Origin of the sequence: Psychrobacter sp. D2, from assembly GCF_013608135.1 — a bacterium.
In the GTDB taxonomy this organism is placed as follows: domain Bacteria; phylum Pseudomonadota; class Gammaproteobacteria; order Pseudomonadales; family Moraxellaceae; genus Psychrobacter; species Psychrobacter cryohalolentis.
Genome location: NZ_JACDXZ010000001.1, coordinates 419,618 through 441,619, shown reverse-complemented (window position 1 = coordinate 441,619; position 22,002 = coordinate 419,618). Strand labels below are relative to the sequence as shown.

At 41.4% G+C, this 22,002-nt stretch carries 15 protein-coding genes; 7 read left to right on the top strand and 8 right to left on the bottom strand.

Annotation, left to right across the window (positions count from 1 at the left end; translation table 11 throughout):
- Nucleotides 1-298: 298 nt before the first annotated feature.
- The 5 genes from H0262_RS01925 (at nucleotide 299) to H0262_RS01905 (ending at nucleotide 6,026) form a co-directional block, all read left to right on the top strand.
- Entirely contained in the window at nucleotides 299-1,159 is an 861-nt protein-coding gene (locus H0262_RS01925; RefSeq protein ID WP_181209491.1) for a DsbC family protein, read from the top strand.
- 204 nt (nucleotides 1,160-1,363) lie between these two features.
- Nucleotides 1,364-2,710, top strand: coding sequence for a homoserine dehydrogenase (locus H0262_RS01920; RefSeq protein WP_181209490.1), 1,347 nt, complete (start codon nucleotides 1,364-1,366; stop codon nucleotides 2,708-2,710).
- Between the two features lie 58 nt (nucleotides 2,711-2,768).
- Complete coding sequence (locus tag H0262_RS01915; protein WP_020442635.1) at nucleotides 2,769-3,950, top strand: thiolase family protein; 1,182 nt, start codon at nucleotides 2,769-2,771, stop codon at nucleotides 3,948-3,950.
- Nucleotides 3,951-4,337: 387 nt separating this feature from the next.
- On the top strand, nucleotides 4,338-5,186 hold the full coding sequence (locus tag H0262_RS01910; protein ID WP_133103825.1) for a DUF2382 domain-containing protein: 849 nt from the start codon (nucleotides 4,338-4,340) through the stop codon (nucleotides 5,184-5,186).
- A 171-nt stretch (nucleotides 5,187-5,357) separates the two neighbouring features.
- The gene (locus H0262_RS01905; protein ID WP_181209489.1) at nucleotides 5,358-6,026 is read left to right on the top strand and encodes a YsnF/AvaK domain-containing protein; all 669 of its coding nucleotides are present in this window, start codon (nucleotides 5,358-5,360) and stop codon (nucleotides 6,024-6,026) included.
- Between the two features lie 94 nt (nucleotides 6,027-6,120).
- Here H0262_RS01905 and H0262_RS01900 read toward each other — a convergent pair whose 3' ends face one another.
- Together H0262_RS01900 and secA are read right to left on the bottom strand one after the other, a co-directional pair.
- Nucleotides 6,121-6,642 carry a hypothetical protein gene (locus tag H0262_RS01900; protein ID WP_181209488.1) on the bottom strand — a complete coding sequence of 174 codons (522 nt, stop codon included), beginning with the start codon at nucleotides 6,640-6,642 and terminating at the stop codon, nucleotides 6,121-6,123.
- A gap of 183 nt (nucleotides 6,643-6,825) precedes the next feature.
- Nucleotides 6,826-9,606, bottom strand: coding sequence for a preprotein translocase subunit SecA (gene secA, locus H0262_RS01895; protein ID WP_181209487.1), 2,781 nt, complete (start codon nucleotides 9,604-9,606; stop codon nucleotides 6,826-6,828).
- 398 nt (nucleotides 9,607-10,004) lie between these two features.
- On the opposite strand from secA, the gene mutS reads away from it, so the two are divergent.
- Complete coding sequence (gene mutS / locus H0262_RS01890; RefSeq protein WP_181209486.1) at nucleotides 10,005-13,139, top strand: DNA mismatch repair protein MutS; 3,135 nt, start codon at nucleotides 10,005-10,007, stop codon at nucleotides 13,137-13,139.
- Between the two features lie 92 nt (nucleotides 13,140-13,231).
- On the top strand, nucleotides 13,232-13,555 hold the full coding sequence (gene fdxA / locus H0262_RS01885; RefSeq protein WP_149408904.1) for a ferredoxin FdxA: 324 nt from the start codon (nucleotides 13,232-13,234) through the stop codon (nucleotides 13,553-13,555).
- Between the two features lie 84 nt (nucleotides 13,556-13,639).
- On the opposite strand, the gene H0262_RS13225 is transcribed toward fdxA, so the two are convergent.
- From H0262_RS13225 to H0262_RS13220, 6 genes are all read right to left on the bottom strand, one after another.
- Complete coding sequence (locus tag H0262_RS13225; protein ID WP_181209485.1) at nucleotides 13,640-14,086, bottom strand: pilin; 447 nt, start codon at nucleotides 14,084-14,086, stop codon at nucleotides 13,640-13,642.
- Nucleotides 14,087-14,191: 105 nt separating this feature from the next.
- A complete protein-coding gene (locus H0262_RS13265) occupies nucleotides 14,192-15,469 on the bottom strand; it encodes an O-antigen ligase family protein (RefSeq protein WP_409033814.1) in 1,278 nt (425 codons plus the stop codon).
- Nucleotides 15,470-15,711: 242 nt separating this feature from the next.
- Nucleotides 15,712-16,167: a pilin gene (locus tag H0262_RS01870; RefSeq protein ID WP_181209483.1), complete on the bottom strand. Its 456-nt coding sequence runs from the start codon at nucleotides 16,165-16,167 to the stop codon at nucleotides 15,712-15,714.
- Nucleotides 16,168-16,473: 306 nt separating this feature from the next.
- Nucleotides 16,474-16,917 (bottom strand): type IV pilin protein, encoded by a 444-nt coding sequence (locus H0262_RS01865; RefSeq protein ID WP_181209482.1) that lies wholly within the window; start codon nucleotides 16,915-16,917, stop codon nucleotides 16,474-16,476.
- Nucleotides 16,917-17,540, bottom strand: coding sequence for a type IV pilin protein (locus H0262_RS01860; RefSeq protein WP_181209481.1), 624 nt, complete (start codon nucleotides 17,538-17,540; stop codon nucleotides 16,917-16,919). Before H0262_RS01860 ends, H0262_RS01865 begins: the two co-directional genes overlap by 1 nt.
- Nucleotides 17,540-21,988, bottom strand: a complete 4,449-nt coding sequence (locus tag H0262_RS13220) for a PilC/PilY family type IV pilus protein (RefSeq protein ID WP_181209480.1) — start codon at nucleotides 21,986-21,988, stop codon at nucleotides 17,540-17,542. The genes H0262_RS01860 and H0262_RS13220 overlap by 1 nt, the downstream gene beginning before the upstream one ends.
- Between the last annotated feature and the right edge of the window lie 14 nt (nucleotides 21,989-22,002).

The following is a 22,002-nucleotide window of genomic DNA, read 5'->3' as shown; positions in this document are numbered from 1 at the left end:
CTACCTAGACATAAAATGATATGAAATAGCACAAATGTATTTTATTTATGTTTTCTTAACGAATAGCTACAAATTGTGTATTTAACAAGACCGTTATACAGGCTTTCGCGGTTATTTATAAAAATATGCTAATATAAGGCTGATTATTAGTTATCTTTTGTTATCAATAAACTGTAAAAATTTATTACCTCTTATGGCTCGATCTAGTCATCATATTAGATCAAAATTCCAAAAAATCTTCATTACCTTTTTGCTACCAAAATCTTGATTAGGCATGACTGCCTAAAGGAAACATCCTATGTTCTTAGCGCCTTTTTCTAAAATCAATCTCAACCGTGATACGTTTTCTCGCAGTCCTCTTACTCGTGTTATGAGTGCTGCCTTGCTGGTTATCGTTGCAGCTGGCTGCTCTAATAATTCAGCAGATGCGACCAGCAATACAGATCTTGTCAATAGCAGCAAAGCCAAAACGAGTACTGCTGCGGTTTCTAAGGACAGCGATGCTAAAGTAGTAAAGTCGTTGCAAGCCAATTTAAAGGCTTCTGGTATTGAAGAGACTATCCTCTCAGCTGTACCAACCGATATGACTGGTATTTATTGGGTGACAGCTGAAGGATTGCCTTCTTTTTTCACGGATAAGGCGGGTAAGCATATTATTCAAGGGCAAATCATCGCAGTTGGCGCAGAAACACCGGTAGATATTAGTGCTGCGCTGGTGGCCAGTACCGCTCAAAAAGCGCTAAAAGCAGTCGACAAAAAGGATATGGTTATTTATCCAGCAACAGGCGCGACTAAAGCGGTTATTTATTCATTTACTGATGCAGATTGCCCTTATTGCACCAAGCTTCATGAAGAGATGGCTGATATTAATGCGCGAGGCATCGAGGTACGTTATTTGGCATGGCCACGTAGCCAAGAGTCGGTGCCAAAAATGGAAGCTATTTGGTGTAGTCAAGACCGTAACGCTGCTATGGATCAGGCAAAAACGGGCGCCAACGTACAAGCGCCTAGCTGTAACAGCCCTGTACAATCGCAAATGGCACTTGGTAGAAGCCTTGGCGTCAACGGTACGCCAGCTATCTTTACTGAGTCTGGACAGCAAATCGGTGGTTATTTACCAGCTGCGCAATTGGCACAAACAGCGATTGATGCAAGCTAGTCATCTTCCCTGATATTGCTGACTTTGGCGACAGTGAGTTTGTGTAGACGTCACAACTGCTTATCGGTATGATAGGATAAAGCGCTAGGCAAGCTTAGCCATATAATTTCTATATAAGCGCTTATTTATGTTAGTGATTCTTGTAGTTTCAAGATCTTTCATAGCCGCGTTTTTTATCCCACTATTTAATCTCTTGAGGATCCTGTGAGCAAATCCATCAAACTAGCGATACTTGGTTTAGGCACCGTCGGAACGGGCGTGGTCAATCTAATCAATGATAATTTAGATGAACTAAAACGTCGTAGCGGACGCGACATTGTGATTACCGAAGTTGGTATTCGTCGTCAGCGTGATGACATTAATCCCAATATTATGCAAAACAGTGATCTAATGGCAACCGCTGCCAGTGACAATGTCGATATTGTTATCGAATTAATTGGCGGTACGACCCTTGCAAAAGACGTTATTATGCACGCCATCAAAAATGGCAAGCATGTGGTGACCGCAAATAAAGCGTTATTGGCTGAGCATGGTAATGAGATTTTTGCTTTTGCTGAACAGCATAATGTTCATGTCGCCTATGAAGCAGCCGTAGCAGGTGGTATTCCAATTATTAAGGTCATGCGTGAAGGTTTAGCTGCCAATAAAATTGATTGGCTAGCGGGTATCATTAATGGTACGGGCAACTTTATCATGACAGAGATGCGCGATAAAGGTCGCCCTTTTTCCGATGTACTGAACGAGGCGCAAGCACTTGGTTATGCTGAAGCAGACCCTACTTTTGACGTTGAAGGTATCGATGCGGCGCACAAGCTGGCGCTACTTGCCTCTATCGCCTTTGGTATTCCATTGCAGTTTGACAAAGTCTACTGTGAAGGTATTACCGGTATTACTTTGCAGGATGTCAATTACGCTGAAGAGCTTGGCTATCGTATTAAGCACTTGGGCTTTGCGGTTCGCCGTGCAGGAAATGGCAGCGGGGACGACAGCGCCGGTATTGAGCTGCGTGTACACCCAACGCTGATTCCACAGAACGCCCTACTTGCTAATGTTAATGGCGTAAAGAATGCCGTACTGGTGAACTCTCACCCTCTCGGTCAGACGTTATATTGCGGTGACGGCGCGGGTGCAGGCGCAACGGCTTCTGCAGTGATGGCAGATGTGATGGATTTAGTGCGTGTATTAGGATGTAAAGATGCTGACCAACAAAACAGCAATGGTCATCATGTACCGCACTTAGCCTTTATCCCTGAAAAATTGTCAGATACGCCGATATTGCGTGCTGAACAAATGATCACCGGATATTACCTACGTGTCCATGCGTACGATAGCCCTGGTGTGTTGGCAGATATTACCCGTATCTTGAGTGATGCTGGTATCAATATCGATGCTATTTTACAAAAACCGGCGCATAAGCTTGGGCAAGTGCCAGTGATTATTTTAACGCTGCCAGTGGTTGAGAGTCAGATGAATCTTGCCATCGAAAAAATCGAGAAGTTAGACACCATTACTGATAAAGTAGTACGCATACGCTTAGATGAGCTGGCGTAAAAATATGCTTTAATCAATCAAATATGTTGGATTAAAATACTCAAAAAAGGAAATAACAATGTCACATGATGCAATTGTAATCTTAAACGGCGCTCGCACCCCAATGGGCGGCTTCCAAGGCGCATTGACAGACATAAGCGCCACAGATTTGGGCGCAGCGGCTATCAAAGCAGCTGTTGAGCGTTCAGGCGTTAATGTTGATAATATTGATGAAGTTATTATGGGCTGTATCTTAACCGCAGGTTTGGGTCAAGGTCCTGCGCGTCAAGCGATGCGCAAAGCTGGCTTGTCTGATGCGACGGGTGCAGTTACCATCAATAAGCTGTGCGGCTCAGGTCTAAAAGCAGTTATGCAAGCGCATGACGGTATCAAAGCTGGAAGCTTTAAGGTTGCTGTTGCTGGCGGTATGGAGTCGATGACCAATGCGCCTTATATCATGCCAGGTTCGCGTGGTGGTTATCGCATGGGACATAAAGAAGTCAAAGATCATATGTTCTTAGACGGTCTAGAAGATGCCGATACTGGTAAGTTAATGGGTCAATTTGCACAAGAAATGGCGGATGAAAAAGGCTATACGCGCGAACAAATGGATAATTTTGCTATTGAGTCGCTAAATCGTGCACTTACAGCGATCAAAGACAATCATTTCAAAGATGAAATTGAACCAGTTACGTTCAAAACTCGTAAAGGCGAGCAAACGGTTGATACCGATGAGCAGCCTGCCCTTGCTAATGCTGAGCGCATCCCTACTTTGCGTCCTGCCTTTGCAAAAGACGGTACCATCACCGCAGCAAACGCCAGCTCTATCTCAGACGGTGCTGCAGCTGTTGTATTGATGAAAGAGTCACAAGCCAAAGAAGAAGGTCTAGAGTATCAAGCGCGTATCATCGCGACTGCCTCTAATTCTCGTCATCCAAGCGAGTTCACTATTGCCCCTGTTGGCGCAATTGAAAAAGTATTGGCAAGTGCTGGCTGGTCAGTCGCTGATGTCGATTTATGGGAAATCAATGAAGCATTTGCCATGGTTACGATGGCAGCAATGGATGAGCTAAACATCGAACATGCTAAAGTAAACATAGAAGGCGGTGCTTGTGCCCTTGGTCATCCAGTGGGCTGTTCAGGCGCTCGTATCCTAGTGACGCTTATTAACTCTCTAAAGCGTACTGGTGGCAAAAAAGGCGTTGCTACACTGTGTATCGGTGGCGGCGAAGCAGTAGCAGTAGCAATCGAATTGGCTTAAGCTATTTTAAAATGATCGGTATGCTGTAAATTTTTAGCTTATTATCAGAATCTAAAACCGCATTGCTTTGAGCAATGCGGTTTTTTTATGTCAAAATATTAACACCCGCCTGCTTAAACGTATTAGCGTAGGAAAGCCTTAACTTAAAGGTTATATAGTGATTATGCTCTTTACAGCCTATTACACACCCTTACGTCAAGCGCACACTTTGCTACCTTGCTTATATATCTCATGCCAAATCGTCCTGTTACGATATCAACAAGTCGAGATAGCGACTGGCTATAATAAATACTATTGCTTGAACCGTTTATCTAATAACAGTTCATATAAGAATATCAATAAACCATTTTATAAAAAGAAATTTACTCATACAAAAGGAAGATAATAATGAGCCAACTTATTCGTTTAAGAGATATCCAAGCAACTCACCGTGATCTGATCGGTGATGATTATTATGACCCAACTGGCAAGACTGCTTTTGGTGTTAATGAAGAAAAAATCGGTAAAATTGAAGGCGCATTGGTAGAAGATACGACTGGTCGCATTCGTTACTTAATCGTCGATGCAGGTGGCTGGTTTAGCTCAAAAGAAGTATTGGTACCAGCAGGTTTAGCACGTATCGTTGGTGATGACGTATTCTTTGATAGCTTGACCAAATCGCAGGTAGAAGCGATGGAAGTCTATGACCATGATTACCAGTATAGCTATAAAGAACAGTATGAAAGAGACCGTCAGGCATTTGTCGCTGACAGTATCCCAGAAGCTGAGCGTATGGAAATTGCCGACCATAATTACGATGCACCAAATACGTTAGAGCTATTAGAAGAACGTCTGACTGTTAATAAAGATCGTATTGTGGCAGGTTTGGTAAAAGTCGGTAAGCATGTCGTGACTGAAGAGCGTAACGTCAATGTTGACTTGGAAGAGGAGCATGCCAATATTGAACGTACCAATGTTAATCGCCCAACTGAACGCCGTATCGGTGATATCGATGGCAATGAGACGATCGAAGTTGAGCTAGAAGCTGAGCGTGCTCATGTTAATAAAGAGACTTATGTCACAGAAGAAGTGAATGTTGGTAAAACGACAGAGCGTCATACTGAAACGATCGTAGATACCATTCAACGTGAAGAGCTAGATGTCGATAATAATGGTAACGTCATTGATCGTGATGGCAATTTGTTTACTCGTGATGATATCACTGCTGAAGATGTACGCCGCGCTCGTGGTATGTAATAGGCTAGGCATTCGTATGGCTTTATAATCTAAAGAGTATTTGTTATATTGTTATATACTATTTAAATCAATACTATACGACAGCCATTAGCCACTGAGTCATTTGCTCAGTAGATAAGACCAGAGCTCGTCTCTGGTCTTTTTTTATATAAAATAATAAGGACAATAACCATGAATGCTAATAATGAAAATAACTATCCTAATACCAACTATCCTGACTTTACCAATAATACCGCTAGTGGCACGCAAGATGATTTAACCTCATCTGACTTGTTATCATCTGATCATAGTCAGAAGCAAACAATAATAAGCAATCAACAAGAAAGTATTTCAGAAAATCTACCTGATACTAATAACAATAACGGTGGTTATCTAGAATTATTAGAAGAGCGCCCAGTAGTCAATAAAGAGCGCTTGGATGTTGGTAAAGTAACTGTCACCAAGCATTTTCGCACCAAAACTATTCAAGTACCTATTGAGCTGGTAGAAGAATATATCACGGTACGTACCGATTATCAGGATGCCGAAAGTCAGGATCTATTGTCAGGGAACTATGATGATAAAGACATATTGCGTCATGTGGAGCCATCATTAGATAGTAAAGCTGTCGTTACTATCAATGGCACACAAGTTGAGATTGGCGATGTGCCTATTGAGATTGTTTTATCGCGTCAAATCGCAACCATTACTAAGGACACTTATGTCATCCAAGAAATAGCCATTGAAAAAACCACACACACGCATACTGACAGCATTGAAGTCGAACTCAAACATGAGGAACTCGATGTTACTGAAGAAGGGTTTTTGGCACATGAGCAAAATACGGCTCATAAGAGATAAACTGTCGAGTTTCTGATTTTGTGGAAAGCAAAAGAAAAAAAGCAACGCGAACGTTGCTTTTTTTCTTTTAAATTATCCATCAACGTTCTAGCCATTATTGAGTCTTTTTACATTCATAAGTAGTGACGTTAGTGGTGTCAGTGCCAGCGGCACGCATTACACCTGTTTCGCGATCTTTATGGGCAACGCGCCATTGTACAAAGCCTGTCGTCCCATCGATAGCCGTTGCGCCCTCAAATACTTCAGGATTGCTGGCTTCATTGGTTTTTGTCAAAGTGACTGACCCTTTAGCAGTCACAAGCATCACTTGGTTAGTATCTTTATAAGTTGCTTCGACTTCTAGCTCAGGAGAGCACAAGTACGTTATTTGATTGACGCCAGTATTGACCGTAGCCACGGTATCATCTGCGACTTCGCTAGCGGGGGCATCTACGACCACATCACTTGGCTCGGCAGGTTCAGCAGACATAGGCACAGCCTGCTCTTCACTGATACTCTCTTCTAAACTTGGCTCTGTTTCTTGCTTTGGCTGACAGGCTGTTATAGACAAGGCTCCTGCCAATAATGCCGTAACAACCAAAGAGTGACGCCACTGTTTTAATAATGCTACATTCATCATGCTCTCCCAAATAATTATGCTAAACACTATAGCCTGTCCACAAATGCGCGCCTACATTGAATTTGTAAGTAATCAATACAATGTAGATGATATTTTTATTCAGCCATCAATCCTCAGGGCATAAAAAAAGTCCCTATCTATTTCGATAAGGACTTTTTAATCAAGGAATGTTAGCTAGGTTTATATTTTGCCATGACATTGCTTATACTTAAGTGCTGAACCACATGGGCATGGGGCGTTACGGCTGATATTCATACCAGCATATGGGTCTGCATCATCGCTACTGCCCGCCATAGCACCTGCTACGCCAGAACCCGTAGCAGCGCCAACGACATTGCGGCTTTGCACTGCTGCTCTTTCCACACCGCCGTCCATATTATCGATATCACTATGCTCAAACTGCATTTGCATATGAGCGGCATTTTCACGTTGCTGTATTTCTAACGCCTCTAGCTCTTCTTTGGTTGGGATATGCACACGTGATAAGTCTTGTACTGTTTCAGACTTGATCGCGCCAAGCATCATCTGGAACAGCTCAAATGATTCACGCTTATATTCCTGCTCAGGGTTTTTCTGTGCATAACCACGCAGATGAATACCTTTACGCAGCTGATCCATCTGGGTTAAATGCTCTTTCCAGTGCTTATCTAAACTTTGCAGCATAAAATGACGCTCAAGCTGAGCCGCATCTTTTTCGCCCATTTGCTCACGGCGACTGTGATAACGATCCAGTGCTGTTTCGATGATCTTGGCTCGTAAGCCTTCTTCATCTAGGCGGCGATCTTCATCAAGCCAATCGTTGATAGGCATTGCAATCTTAAATTCGTTCTCAAGCTCATCCTCTAACCCATCGACATTCCACTGATCATCGATAGAGCCTGGCGGAATAAACTGGTTAATCATGGCATTATAGACTTCTTGATGCATGATTTTAATGGCCTCTAACAAATCCATCTCAGCCAACAAATCATCACGCTGACCATAGATGACTTTACGTTGATCATTGGCCACATCATCGTATTTCAGTAGGTTTTTACGCGCATCAAAATCACGACTTTCTACTTTACCTTGGGCGTTTTCAATCGACTTTGAAACCATTTTATGTTCAATGGCTTCATCTTCTTTGAGACCCATGGCACGCATCATATTCACGACGCGGTCACCGGCGAAGATACGCATTAAGTCATCTTCAAGTGATAAGAAGAAACGTGACATCCCAGGATCACCTTGACGACCCGCACGACCACGCAGCTGATTATCAATACGGCGTGATTCATGACGTTCAGAACCAATAATATGCAAACCACCAGCCGCAACGACTTGGTCATGCTTGATTTGCCATTGGGCTTTTAGACGCGCCATTTCTTCAGGGCTAACCGCATCAATATCTTCAATAAACGATTGCCAGTTACCGCCAAGGATAATATCGGTACCACGACCTGCCATATTGGTAGCAATCGTGACCGATTTTGGGCTACCTGCCTGAGCAATGATTTCAGCTTCACGCTCATGCTGCTTAGCGTTTAGCACATTATGCTTAACGCCTTCTTGATCGAGCAGATAGGACAATTCTTCACTGGCTTCAATCGTTGCCGTACCGACCAATACTGGCGCGCCTTTTGCCTGAATCTCTTGAATCTCGCGGATAATGCCTTTATATTTTCCTAACTTGGTTAAGAAAATTTGGTCATCCATATCGACACGAGCAATCGGCTCATGCGTTGGAATCACAATGACGTCTAAATCATAAGTTGATTTAAATTCTGCTGCCTCAGTATCAGCGGTACCCGTCATACCAGACAGTTTGTCATACAGACGGAAAAAATTCTGGAATGTGGTGGTTGCAAGGGTTTGGTTTTCTGCTTGAATCTCAACATTTTCTTTGGCTTCAACGGCTTGATGCAGACCTTCTGACCAGCGGCGACCAGGCATAGTACGACCGGTGTTTTCATCAACGATAACCACTTCGCCATCATCGACAATATAATGGATATTTTTGACAAAGACATGGTGGGCACGAATCGCCGCTTGTACGTGAGCCAATAATGGCAAACGACTTGGGCTATAAAGACTTTCGTTTTCGCCAAGCTCACCGACTTGGATTAAGAAGCGCTCAATTTTCTCATAGCCTTTTTCACTAATCTCAATCTGGCGATTTTTCTCATCAATCCAAAAATCCTCTTCTTCATTATTTTTATTGGCTTCTTCGTCTTTTGAGCGAATCAGCACGGGAATAATGGTATTAATCAGCGCATACATGCGTGATGAATCTTCAGCTTGACCTGAGATAATCAACGGCGTACGAGCTTCATCGATTAAAATAGAGTCAATTTCATCGATAATACAGAAGTTTAGCGGGCGCTGCTTTTTCTCTTTTAAACTAAAGACCATGTTATCGCGCAAATAATCAAAACCGTACTCGTTATTGGTACCGTAAGTGATATCCGCTTGATAAGCATCGACTTTTTCTTGTGGTGGTTGCTGCGAGTAAATCACGCCAACCGTCATGCCCAAAAAGCCAAATAAGGGACGGTTTAATTCCGCATCACGTGCCGCCAAATAATCGTTGACCGTCACCAAATGTACGCCTTTGCCACTGATGGCATTGAGGTACATGGCCAAGGTACCCATCAAGGTTTTACCCTCACCAGTTTTCATCTCAGCGATTTTACCTTCGTGCAAGGTAATACCACCGATCAGCTGCACGTCATAGTGGCGCATACCGTTAACCCGTAAAGACGCTTCACGACAAACCGCAAACGCTTCTGGTAATAAGGAATCTAGACTTTCGCCGCCTTGGTGTCTTGCTTTAAATTCTTCAGTTTTTTGTTGTAATTGCTCATCAGACAGGGCTTGTATCGCAGCCTCGTATGCGTTGATTTTGCTGACCACTTTGCGCATGCGTTTAAGTTCACGCTCATTTTTGGTGCCAACGACACTGCCTATAATCTTTGATAACATAATTTTTTGACCTATGGAAATATTCGATAATTAGTGCGCATGACAACGCTTTACTCGCTGTTTTTTTAATTATTTGGCTGGTTACTATCCAATTTAAGACAGTCCAATAAAATATCGCCCAATTAAGTGTGACGTCATTATATATGGTTATGACGGCGATGGATACAAGTGCAGTTAGCAGATATTTGCCGACGTAAAAAGGTGATAGGACGTGTTAAAATAACACTTATAAACCTATGTTTTTCAATTTTTTTGCTTGTTACCAGCACACTTTTTAGTTGACCTATTTTATTTTAAACCGATTATTATTAGCCTTTATATCTAAAGCCTTCTATCTAGCCAAACTTATTTAAACACCCCTATTCAATAAATAAAAAAGACAACTTAAGAGATTCTGCATGCCAGTTAAACCTTCTGCTCAAAATAACAATCTTAGTAAACCCACTTCAAAATCTGTGCCATTTGACTCTAACTCATTGATCATAGGCGATACAACCTACCACTTGGCAGATCATACGCCGATGATGGTGCAATATCTCAATATGAAGGTTAACTATCCTCAAGCTTTGCTGTTATATCGGATGGGTGATTTTTACGAGTTATTTTTTGATGATGCCAAACGTGCGGCGCAGATACTCGATATTACGCTTACTCGTCGTGGTACAGATAAAGCAGGTAATACGATTGCGATGGCAGGTGTGCCTTTTCATGCTGCAGATAGTTATATGGCAAGATTGATCGCTGCTGGGCAAACCGTCGTTGTCTGTGAACAAATCGATGAATCAGCTACTGGCACTGACAATGCAAATAACCCGTCCAACTCTCCCACCATAGGCGATAAACAGAAGAAAGATAAGAGCAAATCTACTGCTGGCACTATTATGCGCCGTGAAGTGGTCAAAACGCTGACCGCAGGGACTATTACTGACGATGCACTCATTGCGCCCAATAATACCCCGACTGTTGTTGCTATTGATATTCTGACACCCAAAGCGAATAGCAAACAACCTGTGCAAGCTGCCGTTAGCCAAATGGATTTAGCCGCTGGGACTTTAACGACGCAAACGATCAGCGCCAATCACGATGATATTGAATCTTTACAAACCCAAATGCTCACGGTGCTGGCACGCTTTGCGCCAAGCGAATGTATTATTAGTGAAGTGCTGAGTGACAGTAATGGTGATATCAGCGAAGAGTGGCTGCTATGGCTACGTCAACATCTCGACTGCCCTATTATTGAAGTTGCGGCCAATGACTTCCACCGTGAGCATGCCAGCGCAACCCTTTGCCAGCAGTTTGAGGTTCAACGCCTTGATGGACTTGGTATTAGCGGTGCACCACTTGCCCAGTCTAGCTGTGCGGCGCTAATACATTATGCGCGGCAAACTCAGCAGCGTCATGTGCCACAAGTTAACCAGCTTATCGTCGAATATAATGATGACTATTTAATCATTGATGCCAATAGTCAGCAAAACCTTGAGCTATTTACGCCCGTTAGCAGCAATGGTACGTCATTGATATCTGTCCTCAACCATTGTCAAACGCCGATGGGTCGACGCTTACTCGTGCAGCAAATGAAACGCCCACTGCGTCAGCATGCCCGTATTAATTTGCGTTTAGATGCGATAACTAGGTTGTTAAATCCTGATAAACAGTCTGAGCAAAGCTCGGAAAATATCTCATTAGTTACCAGCTTGCGCGAAACCTTAAATGCTATCGGTGATATTGAACGTATTAGTAGCCGTATCGGGCTGATGAGTGCTAAACCACGTGACTTGCGTAAATTGGCTGATGGTATTGCTAGTAGCGCGCAGCTTACGACGCTACTGACGAATGCGGGTATCAGCCATGAGCAGGCAGGACTGTTGCCGATGTTAATGCAGCAATTGCCTGCGCAGTTACCTGCCGTACAGTCCGTGGCCGAGCTTATTGAGCGAGCTATTATCGTAGAGCCACCGGCGCATATTCGTGATGGTGGCATGTTAGCCGCAGGCTATGATGCAGAGTTTGATCGCCTGACTCATCTGCATGACAATATCCAAGTGACATTGGATGAAATGGTAGAGCGTGCGCGTCAAGAAAGCCAATTACCCAGCCTAAAAGTGGGTTTTAATAAGGTCAGCGGCTTTTATTTTGAATTACCCAAAATGCAGGCAAAAAATGCCCCTGCACATTTTATCCGTCGGCAAACGCTGAAAAGTAGCGAGCGATTTATCACTGACGAGCTAAAAACAGTCGAGACTGAGTATCTCAGCGCACAGACACTGGCGTTAACTCGAGAAAAGCAACTGTATAATGAGCTATTGATACAATTAGGTAGCCATTTAGCCGAACTGCAACAGCTGAGCGCTGCTATCGCCCAGGTAGATGTACTCAGTAATTGGGCACAGCTTGCGATCACTTATAACTGGCAGCGTCCAGTCATGAGTAACGACTCAAAAGAGAGTAGCATCTTAGATAATAGCTTAGAAAACAGTCACTCAGAAAATGGCTTGAATAATAACAGCCAAACCAGTATCAATATTAAAGAAGGTCGTCATGTTGTTGTAGAAGCTGTACTAAATCCTATGCATACTCATCAAAATAATCCTGCCAAACATAGCAGTCATTTTGTTGCTAACGATTGCGCATTAGGCAGTTATGAAAATCCTGAAAGACTGTTAATGATTACCGGTCCTAATATGGGCGGTAAATCTACCTATATGCGCCAAACGGCATTGATTGTTTTACTTGCCCATTGTGGCAGCTTTGTGCCAGCAGCTAGCGCTCATATTGGTGATATCGACCGTATCTTTACCCGTATTGGTTCGGCTGATGATTTGGCAGGTGGCAAATCAACCTTTATGGTGGAAATGATTGAAACCGCTAATATTCTCAACCAAGCGACCAATAAATCGTTGGTGCTGATGGATGAAGTCGGACGCGGTACAGCCACCACTGATGGCTTGGCAATCGCTCATGCTTGTGTTAATCGATTGGTAGAGATTGGCTGCCTGACATTATTTGCCACCCATTATTTTGAGCTGACAAAATTGGCGCAAAATAACACAGAAAACAACATAGAAAATAATTCAAGCAATCATGCCAATATTCGTAATGTCCATGTCGCTGCTAGCGAAGTTGATGGTCAACTGCTACTATTGCATCAAATCAAGGATGGTGCAGCAAGTTCTAGCTTTGGGTTGCATGTGGCAAAAATGGCGGGTATTCCAACTCAAGTGCTTAATGATGCCAAGCGTTATTTAGTAGATAACTTAAGCATAGACAATCTAAAACCAGATAACGAAAGTATTGATGATGACAAAAATGAATTAGCTAAGTCGGTAAAGGATAAACGCCAGCAGACTTATGATAGTAATATAGAGAAATCAAACATCAGGAATCTTTATAAAAAACAAAAAAATACAGATATTCCTCAACAAAATCAGATATTTAGCCTACAAGATGAACTACAGGCTATTGACCCTGACAGCCTCACGCCAAAGCAGGCACATGATTTACTATATCATTTGAAGGAAATCATTAGTTATTAAAGGGAATTGTTAAATTATCTCAAAAGCGCTAAAATGTGCCTTATTTTTAATCTATTCTATTTCGCTCAATCCAATAACAGGTAGACAGTACTATGACCTTTGTCGTTACAGAGAACTGCATTCTTTGCAAATACACCGACTGTGTGGAAGTCTGTCCTGTCGACTGCTTTTATGAAGGACCGAACTTCCTCGTCATCGACCCTGATGAGTGCATCGATTGTGCTCTATGCGAACCTGAATGCCCTGCTAATGCGATCTTCTCAGAAGATGAAGTACCAAAAGGGCAAGAGATGTTTACTCAGCTCAATGAAGAGCTAGCACAAAAATGGCCAAATATCACTGAGATGAAAGGACAGATGCCAGAAGCTGAAAAGTGGGATGGTGTTGAAGGTAAGATTCAGTACTTAGAGAAGTAATTATAAATTCAAAACAGTTTATAGAATTAAAATAAAAACCACCTATTAGCAATGCTATTAGGTGGTTTTTTGTTATCGATATTTTTACTGACAAGCTTGTGGCAAATACGCTTCTGGAATATCGAATGATGCTCGACATTGCCAAGTACCGTCAATAGCGCGATCAAGGCTGAGTGATTGCTCTTGTAAATAGGGTAAGTTTTGAATGCTACATTTAACTGCGTTAGTAGTAATCCCATTTAAAGCAGGTGCAGTAACGCTAAACTGACAATATTTTGTCTGTGCGGGCATATTTAGGCCGCTAGGAGAAAATCCCGTCACTCCCGCTCCTTCATCTACTAGTATCTGATAAGGCGTACGATATTGATTAGACTCTTGGTAAATAGTTATTAATTGCGTCTGTCTAATCTTCTTCTGATAACTAACTGTAGCGATTGAAGCTAATATACCAATAATAGCAGTAATCATCATCAGCTCTATTAATGTAAAGCCAGACTGAGATTTAGGGTGACAACTTTTGACAGGCTTCATAGCAGTGTTATCGAATTGTTATTGTATTAAGTATATTGCAGACACTATGCCATATAAGCTTTGAGCATAAAAAACCAAGAAATTTATTTCTTTATGACTTGAAAATTATTGACAAGAGTAATTATACTTTATACAAGCATATTCACTTAGATAGTCGTTTTTTAGAGGATAAGTATCTAGATAGTTTATTAATAACGTGTACCTTAAGCTATCAGATACGATCTTTCTTTTCTCATTTACTTTAGAAGTATCTAAACAAAAATATTCAATATGTTTAGAACTTTCCCTGAAAAATATCCAATGATTCTTAGGCAGCTCTCTACACTCTTTATTATAAATAGATAAGTAATTTTGTGATATAGACTCATACTCATTGTAAAAAATCTTATACATTAATAAAAAAAATAATGTTATTAACAGCAAATACTTTCTTGATAAAATACATACCGCCTGATTGAGATATAACTTATTAATGACACCTATTAAAAAAACAAAAGGCATTAATAAATACCAATAATAGTAGGGAAACTCAACTAAGGAATGCAATAAAAAGGGGGAACTTATAATAAATACTTTAACGTTGTTTCTTTTATTTCGCCATACTATGTTAAAAAATAAGAATATCCAAATTAAAGTTATTATAAAACCATAACTAAGTAGTAAATCAAATATTATATTATGATAAGAATACAAAAAACTTTTATGGTATATGATATTATTATCAGGTAGATGTCTATTCGCAGCCTCCCATCCGTACCCTAAAATAGGTCTATCAATAATTAAATTTATCGCATCTTTATAAATATTAACTCTAGCTTTATCTAGGCTATTTAATCTATTGGAGCTTACAAGGCTGTCTTTATTTAAATAATTAATAAAAAACATTACCATCAATAGTAATACTGGGTAAGTATTCTTAATAATATTTCTTATTGTCAACTGATTTAAAGTAACAGTGGATAGCAAGCAAATTAAGAAAACTGATAAATATCCAACTCTAGATTTCGTTAAAAATACTCCTAGAACAAAAATAGATATCAGTAATACAAACTTAGCATGCGTCTTTTTAAAACTTAGGTAGGCTATAGCAATGGCATATATAGTAGCTAAAATATTTGGTTGACCAATGTTTGAATAATACCTATTGCTAGTAGCAGATATGTATTTTACAAATATAGAGTCTATATGGTAAAACTGACATATCTGTATGACGAAGAGTATTATTGCTGTAAACAGAAAAATAGGAATAAATAACTTTATCTGCTCTAAAATCTGACGATAGTTGATGCCTAAAATATATGAAACTATGGTAAAAACCACTGTTATTAGAAAATATATAGCACCATCGCTTAAACTCTTACTTACAAGAAACTCAAGCACCATGATAGTGAACAATAAAACGACAAAAACGATGGATAGTCTATCAATAACAATTTCCTTCAAGTTAATTAATAGACATATTAATGAGAAAAAAATAAACCCATTTTGGTAAAAAAGCGGCAGAGGCTCAAAATGAGCTGGCCACAAAAAAGCTAATAAGAAGAAAAGTAATGATAAATAAACCATAAAAAAAAGGCTAGCATTTTGCTAGCCCCCCTCTATTTATATAAAGTTATTAGTTAAGATTACTGGCATGACTTAGGTGCTAGTTTTTTGTTAACTACGTCTAAAGTTGTAGAACACTTCCAACCACCTACGGTAGTTACTGCAGAGTTACCAGTACCGGTTGTAGCCTCATCCGAACGAGTCAAAATAATATTTTTACCTTGGATTTTTGAAGATCCTATCATCGTGCAAGTTATAGAACCACCTGTACTATTAGCTGCTACAGCAGCAATATTTGAACAGTTTGCAGTAGTAGTCTGCAGACCAATATCGGTCGCAGTAGCCACTGGCTTTCCTTCAGCCATTGATAACTCCATAGCTGTCTTACCACCACTGATTTCTGACAACGCAGCAGCTACTTGAGACTTGGCAGCATAGTCTTGGTAAGCAGGGATAGCGATTGCCGCTAGAATACCAATAATAGCAACAACAATCATTAGTTCGATTAAGGTAAAACCTTTTTGAGCAGTGTTCATATGAACTCCTTTTGGGGTATATAAAGATAAATGGTAATTAACACGTTTTATCTTTAGCAATATAATATATTTGTCTTAGTATAATTGTTGCATATAGCGTGCCAAAATTTTCATCTATAGTAGGTACTTCCTGTAAGTACTCAATTACTTTCATTATTTATGCGTAATAAATTTCATTGGTATAATAATCTACACTTTATGTTACGCTTAACCTACTGAAAATTGTCAGTAGACCTATTATGAGTAGTGAAAGGTAAAGACAACTGACAATTTTTGTCGCTATTGCAGTGGAGATGATAATTCATATTATTCATTCCATTCATTACCAGTACCGCAAACACTATCTCGACATTTAACAGTCTGGTAGTCGAAAGTTAGATCACCATCGCCATCTACCTGAGTGTTATTTATAGTTTCAGCGGTAATTTTCCATTTGGATGTCAGCGTTGCTGGAGTGAATGTAACATTATAAAGAGCACTGCCCTGTTTCGGATAATCGCCGTCTAACCCAGTAATTAACGCATTACTATAATTCCCTTGTGCCAATTTTCGACTTTCTATGATTGAAGCGATATTTTGCATCTCACTCATCATATCGGTACGTTTGGACTTGATAACGTAGCTCTGATAACTAGGATAAGCAATCGCTGCTAAAATACCTATGATAGCAACTACTATCATCATCTCAATTAGCGTAAAACCACGATGATTTTTATTGATTTGGTTCACTCTATAATAGGCATCTATCATTACCAGCTCTCCGAATAATTACCACAATCAGTAGAAGTAACTGTAATACTACTATCATTATTTTTAGTCTGGCACTGCAAACCAGCGCTATCTAGCAGCATCTTGTGCGCTGTATTGTAATTACTACTAGGCTCAGCAAACATCTTCCATGCCCTGCCTGTATTATTATCAATATCGGTTCCTAATGTTACTAATGAGCTAGTCGTAACGGCACCATCACTATCAGTACTGGTTGTGCTATCGACGAGCGTAATTTTATAACGATAATTACTAGCAGTGCTACCGCTTGGAACATAAACAATTTTATTATCACCATCGTCATAAGTGTAGCTAGATGTCGTTATACCATTGACGATACTTAGCTTTTGCGGTCTAAAGCCTTTATATGTCAATGCAGACGCCCGCCAGCGCTCCAATTGAAGCTCTAGCTGAAGCATCTTCGCCTGTACATCACGTTCGGCATTTTTAATGACATATTGGCGATAGCTAGGTATAGCAATAGCGGCAAGTATCGCAATGATCATTACCACGACCATCAGCTCTATCAGAGTAAAGCCATGACTACCGACTTTACCCTCATATTTAACATGGCTCTTAAGGCAGCTGATATCAGCGTTATGCATCAGTTACCCTCGTACCATTGGGTTGGTTTAAGCTCAAAACGCGCTTTGAACAAAATACTAGCCATCGTACCATCACCATTATCTTTGACAGCATTGGTATAAGGATTAGATGTGCCAACATATTTGATGGGGGTCTTTGTAGGATCATTACCGTATCCGAAAAGAGGGTCTGCCGCACGTTCGCTTAAGGTGCGAGTGCCCAGCAGTACTGTAGTATCCAAGTTCTCAGCATTTACTGCACCAAGCGTTAGCTCCTGAATACCTTTGCCAGCAGGTGCGAAGCCACCCGTACCCGTAAGAGACGTATCTTCCATACAGACACCATAAGGTAGGCAATATAGCTGAGACTCTGAAGCACCAAGGGTTTGCGCATTACAGACACTACCCCCACCATACGAGAAATTCGGATCATACACTGACATGTATAAAAAGTTATTTATAACACGGTAATCGCCTACTGACTTTAGATGGGAGACGTTCTCATACCCTGCGAATCTTGTTAGTGGATAATACCAGCCTTGCTTGGTCTTATTTACCATCTCTGCAATCAGATTGCTCTTAGCCGTAGCCAAATTGGTACTTGCATCGACGATTAACTTGTCTCCACCTAGCTCAACTAGATTTGTATCACTTAAGTCTTTGATGGTAAGGGTTGATGTAGCTACTGTTAACAAATCAGAACGAATAACATCAGTGTCTATAATACCGTAAACGCGGTTAGCCTTGACTTTACTAGTAGCAGTAACGTCACGGCGCTTAGCAAGTGGTGAGCTGCGATCGCCTGAAGCAAGATTAATGAGAGCAAATATCTTGCTTTGGCGGTCTTTATAAAAGCTCACTACTGGACGATCATAAAAGCGATAAGGCAGTACCCCTGCAGCAGCTGACGCATTAGAGGCATTTAGCACACGTACTACTCGTACATTTCTGAAGGACTCTGTTTTACTATTAACGAAGTCAGCACGGAAGACGTTACCGCCCAGATCCGCGAAGTATAAGTGATCAAATAAGCCGTCGTTATTACGATCAAGAGTAGTGACACCAGCGACGATACTATGATTTTCTGGATTGTTCCATGACCAAAGATTATCGCCTGTCTTGGCATCTGTAATATAGAGCGAGCTGCCTTTGGTTCTAGTAGCAGTCGTCGGCACGAACTGTGGATCTTCGTACTTCATGTCATAACCACCACCAAAGACTATTACATCTTTAGCTTTGCTAGTGCTTGACCCTGCACCGATACGAGCGGTCGTGACTGTATTCCAGATTTGTCCGACATTGCCATAGCTCTTGCTAGCGGTGTTGGCAATCGTCGTTTGCACACCCGACGTGTTTTGATGTAACACAGCAGCGTTTGGATTACTAACATCGGGAGTAATACTAAATAGTATCTTAGGTTTGTTCTTATCCTCTAAATCTAAGGCATATATTCCCTCAGCACCCATACGGAAACCGCCATAGGCTGCCAATGGTAAGAAGTTAATGGTATTAGTAACATCGTTCGCATTGCTACTATCAGGTTGATATAAGGAAACTTTGCGCGTTTTTGAAGTACCTGTGCCGGTGGCTTGGTAGCGATACTTTGCGCTGACCAACCATGGGGCATCGACACCAAAGCTTAGCTCCCCCACGGCCCCTTTAACCAATGCTTCTGGCTGCGTTCGGAACATCTCTTGCGTAATGAGTGCCCATTTCTCTTCACCAGTTGCCGCATCAACCATATGTAGAGCACCGTCCATTGAACCAAATAACAGATAGTCATCACGGTTATTGGCAGTGATATTTCCAGCTTCATTCACTTCAGCGCTATAAGAGACTAAGGCAGGCTTTGAATGCACGACACCACCAACTTGACGAATAGTTTCGGTAGGTAGATAGTTTTGCATCCTAAGTTGATAAATCAAGGTCTGGTCTTCATTAGTATAAGGAATGTTATAACCCAAGAAGTTCAGGAGTAGGCGCTTAGACTGTAAGGATGTTCGCCCGTTACTATATACCGGATCATTAACCACTGAAAAACCGGTTGGCTCGCCACTATCAGCAACACCAATCTTTACGACGCCATCAGGAGTAGCAGCACCTGCAGAGCCAATATAATTTTCGACAAATACATTACGAGTACTAGCAATTGACCCTGACGTAGGTGCCGTTAGGCGAGCATAAAATCCACCGCTATTGACTGAGGCATTGCCTAGTGCCGGACTATACTGCTGCCACAAATCAGCAGCAGCATCGTTCAATGCACCTTCTCTATCCGTATATAGGCGGCTGTTATTTTTGCCATATAAAGTGCCGTTTTTGGTTCCGTACTTTTTGAGGTTGCCTGGCCATACTTTTAAAGAGTCGCCAACTTTTGGCTCAAGCATGGGCAGATAAGCATAAGGTAAAGTCGTACTGGTCTGATACGGATCATCAGGCACCGTAATGGTACCTGCGGGGATGGTATTAATCGTTTTATTCAACTGTTGAATGAACGTACTAACACTATCAGAGATATCTTTCGAAGTTTGGGCATAGAAGAAGCCGCCATCGCCATAATCAGAACTGCCCCATTTACAAGCATTTTTAGCATCAAGATTGGTTGCAGCATCACAGTCATAAGTACCATCAGGTTTTCTAAGGGCTTTACCCTCTGTATCATCAAAAGCGGCAAATGATGAGCCAAAACCTGCTACCGCTGTTTTAATGACGACACCCGAGGGATTTTTAGTCTTATCGTTTAAGCGCTTGGCATATTCACCAATATACTCCCAACCCCCAGTCTCACCAACGAATAGATTAGATTGCAGCTTTGGTGATACCAAAGCGGGAGTAGCAATGCTATTTACAGGTTTAGCATTGATGGCATGCGTAGTGGTTAAGGACTGATTTATAATAGCCTGTGCCATATTATCTTTAGTCGAGTTCGGTGCTCCATCAGTCAAAAAGTAGATACCGTTACTGTCACAAGTATTGTTACTGCTGCCTTTAATATAAGCAGTACTGTTTGCATTTTTAGTATCCGCTGCAGAGTACTTTAGACCACCTACAAGATTGTCTGCCAAATTCGTCTTTAAGGTAAATGGATTAGTACGATAAGAAACCAAACCCTTTATCTCACCACCATAATCATAGACCGTACCAACGATCGGCTCGATATCGAGTGGCTCTTGTGCCACTTTTAACCAGCCGCCATAGCGCCAACCAACTGGTAATTTATTATAGGTATCCCATAAATTATCCATAATTACCGCTGTGCCAGCTACGTCTCTCAAACGTGCTTTAAATTCGGTTTGGTCGGTTATTCTTATCCAGCCACCTAAAGCATCAGGGCGATAAACACCGTTACCACTACTGAGCGTTCCTGATGCAACTGTTTTTTGACCGCTATCATAGCCTGGCCAGTTGTTGACACACTGTTTAACCGTAGCGCCGATAGCGGAAGTATCCGTAGGCCCAAGCGCTATACAAACGAAATATACTTGCTCATCCGAATTTGGCGCTTTTTGTTTAACCATATAACCGTCATAGATAAGCTCAATCTTTCTAATGTCATCCTGAGTGCTATCTACACCAGTGCCAGTACCCATCATATAAGCACCTGCTTCTGCATACGCATGCGCAGTAGGTGTGCCGCTCGATACTTTACTCACATCTGGATAACTATTACTTGAGAGTTTAAGGTTAGTATTGGGAGTACCATCCTCATTAGTAGTGGTATCAAGTGATTTAAAATTGATTAATGCTCTAGCAATTTTTTTACGTTGCTCAATAGTGAGCGGCGCAGAGGGTACTAAAATACGTCCTGAGTGGCCATCAACTAGCTTATTGCTTGCCGTACCGATATTAAGATCAGTTTTAGATGAGAAATGACCAAGTCCCATATATACCGCATTACTGATTTGATCACCCGCTAGCAAAGGTAGTAAAGCGTCTTTTAGACGTGACAATCTATCAAGCTCTTGAACATTACCCTTCTTGCAACCGCGCACATGATAAGGAAAAACTTCACCGCCGATAGTAACGCTTTTACGAATAGAAGTTCTACCTCCAGTCGATGCGTCAGTAAGGTTATAAGTCCATTCAAAAATATTACTCGTTGATCTATTTTGCTTAAATTCAGCCACTCCAACGCGCGAGCATAACGGGCTATCAACATCGCCAGGACTACCAAACCTATTGTTTTTTGGTAGCACTAAGGAGCTGATACCCATAGATCCTGAGGTATCAATCATCATCATTAAGTTGGTACGAGCGGTCGCTGCAGGCTGATAGATACTCAGATCACCAATACGGCTAACCTCTCCTTGTTGGTTCACAGCAGCTTGCGCTATGCTCATGCACATCACACCTAATACCACAGCACTCAAACTTGAAGTACGCAACCACAGACTTTCAGCTTTTTGAGCATCGAATTTATGAGCCGCCACTACTGGATTATGATTACGATTGGGAGTCTTAAGTTTCACGGTGTTATCTCCTG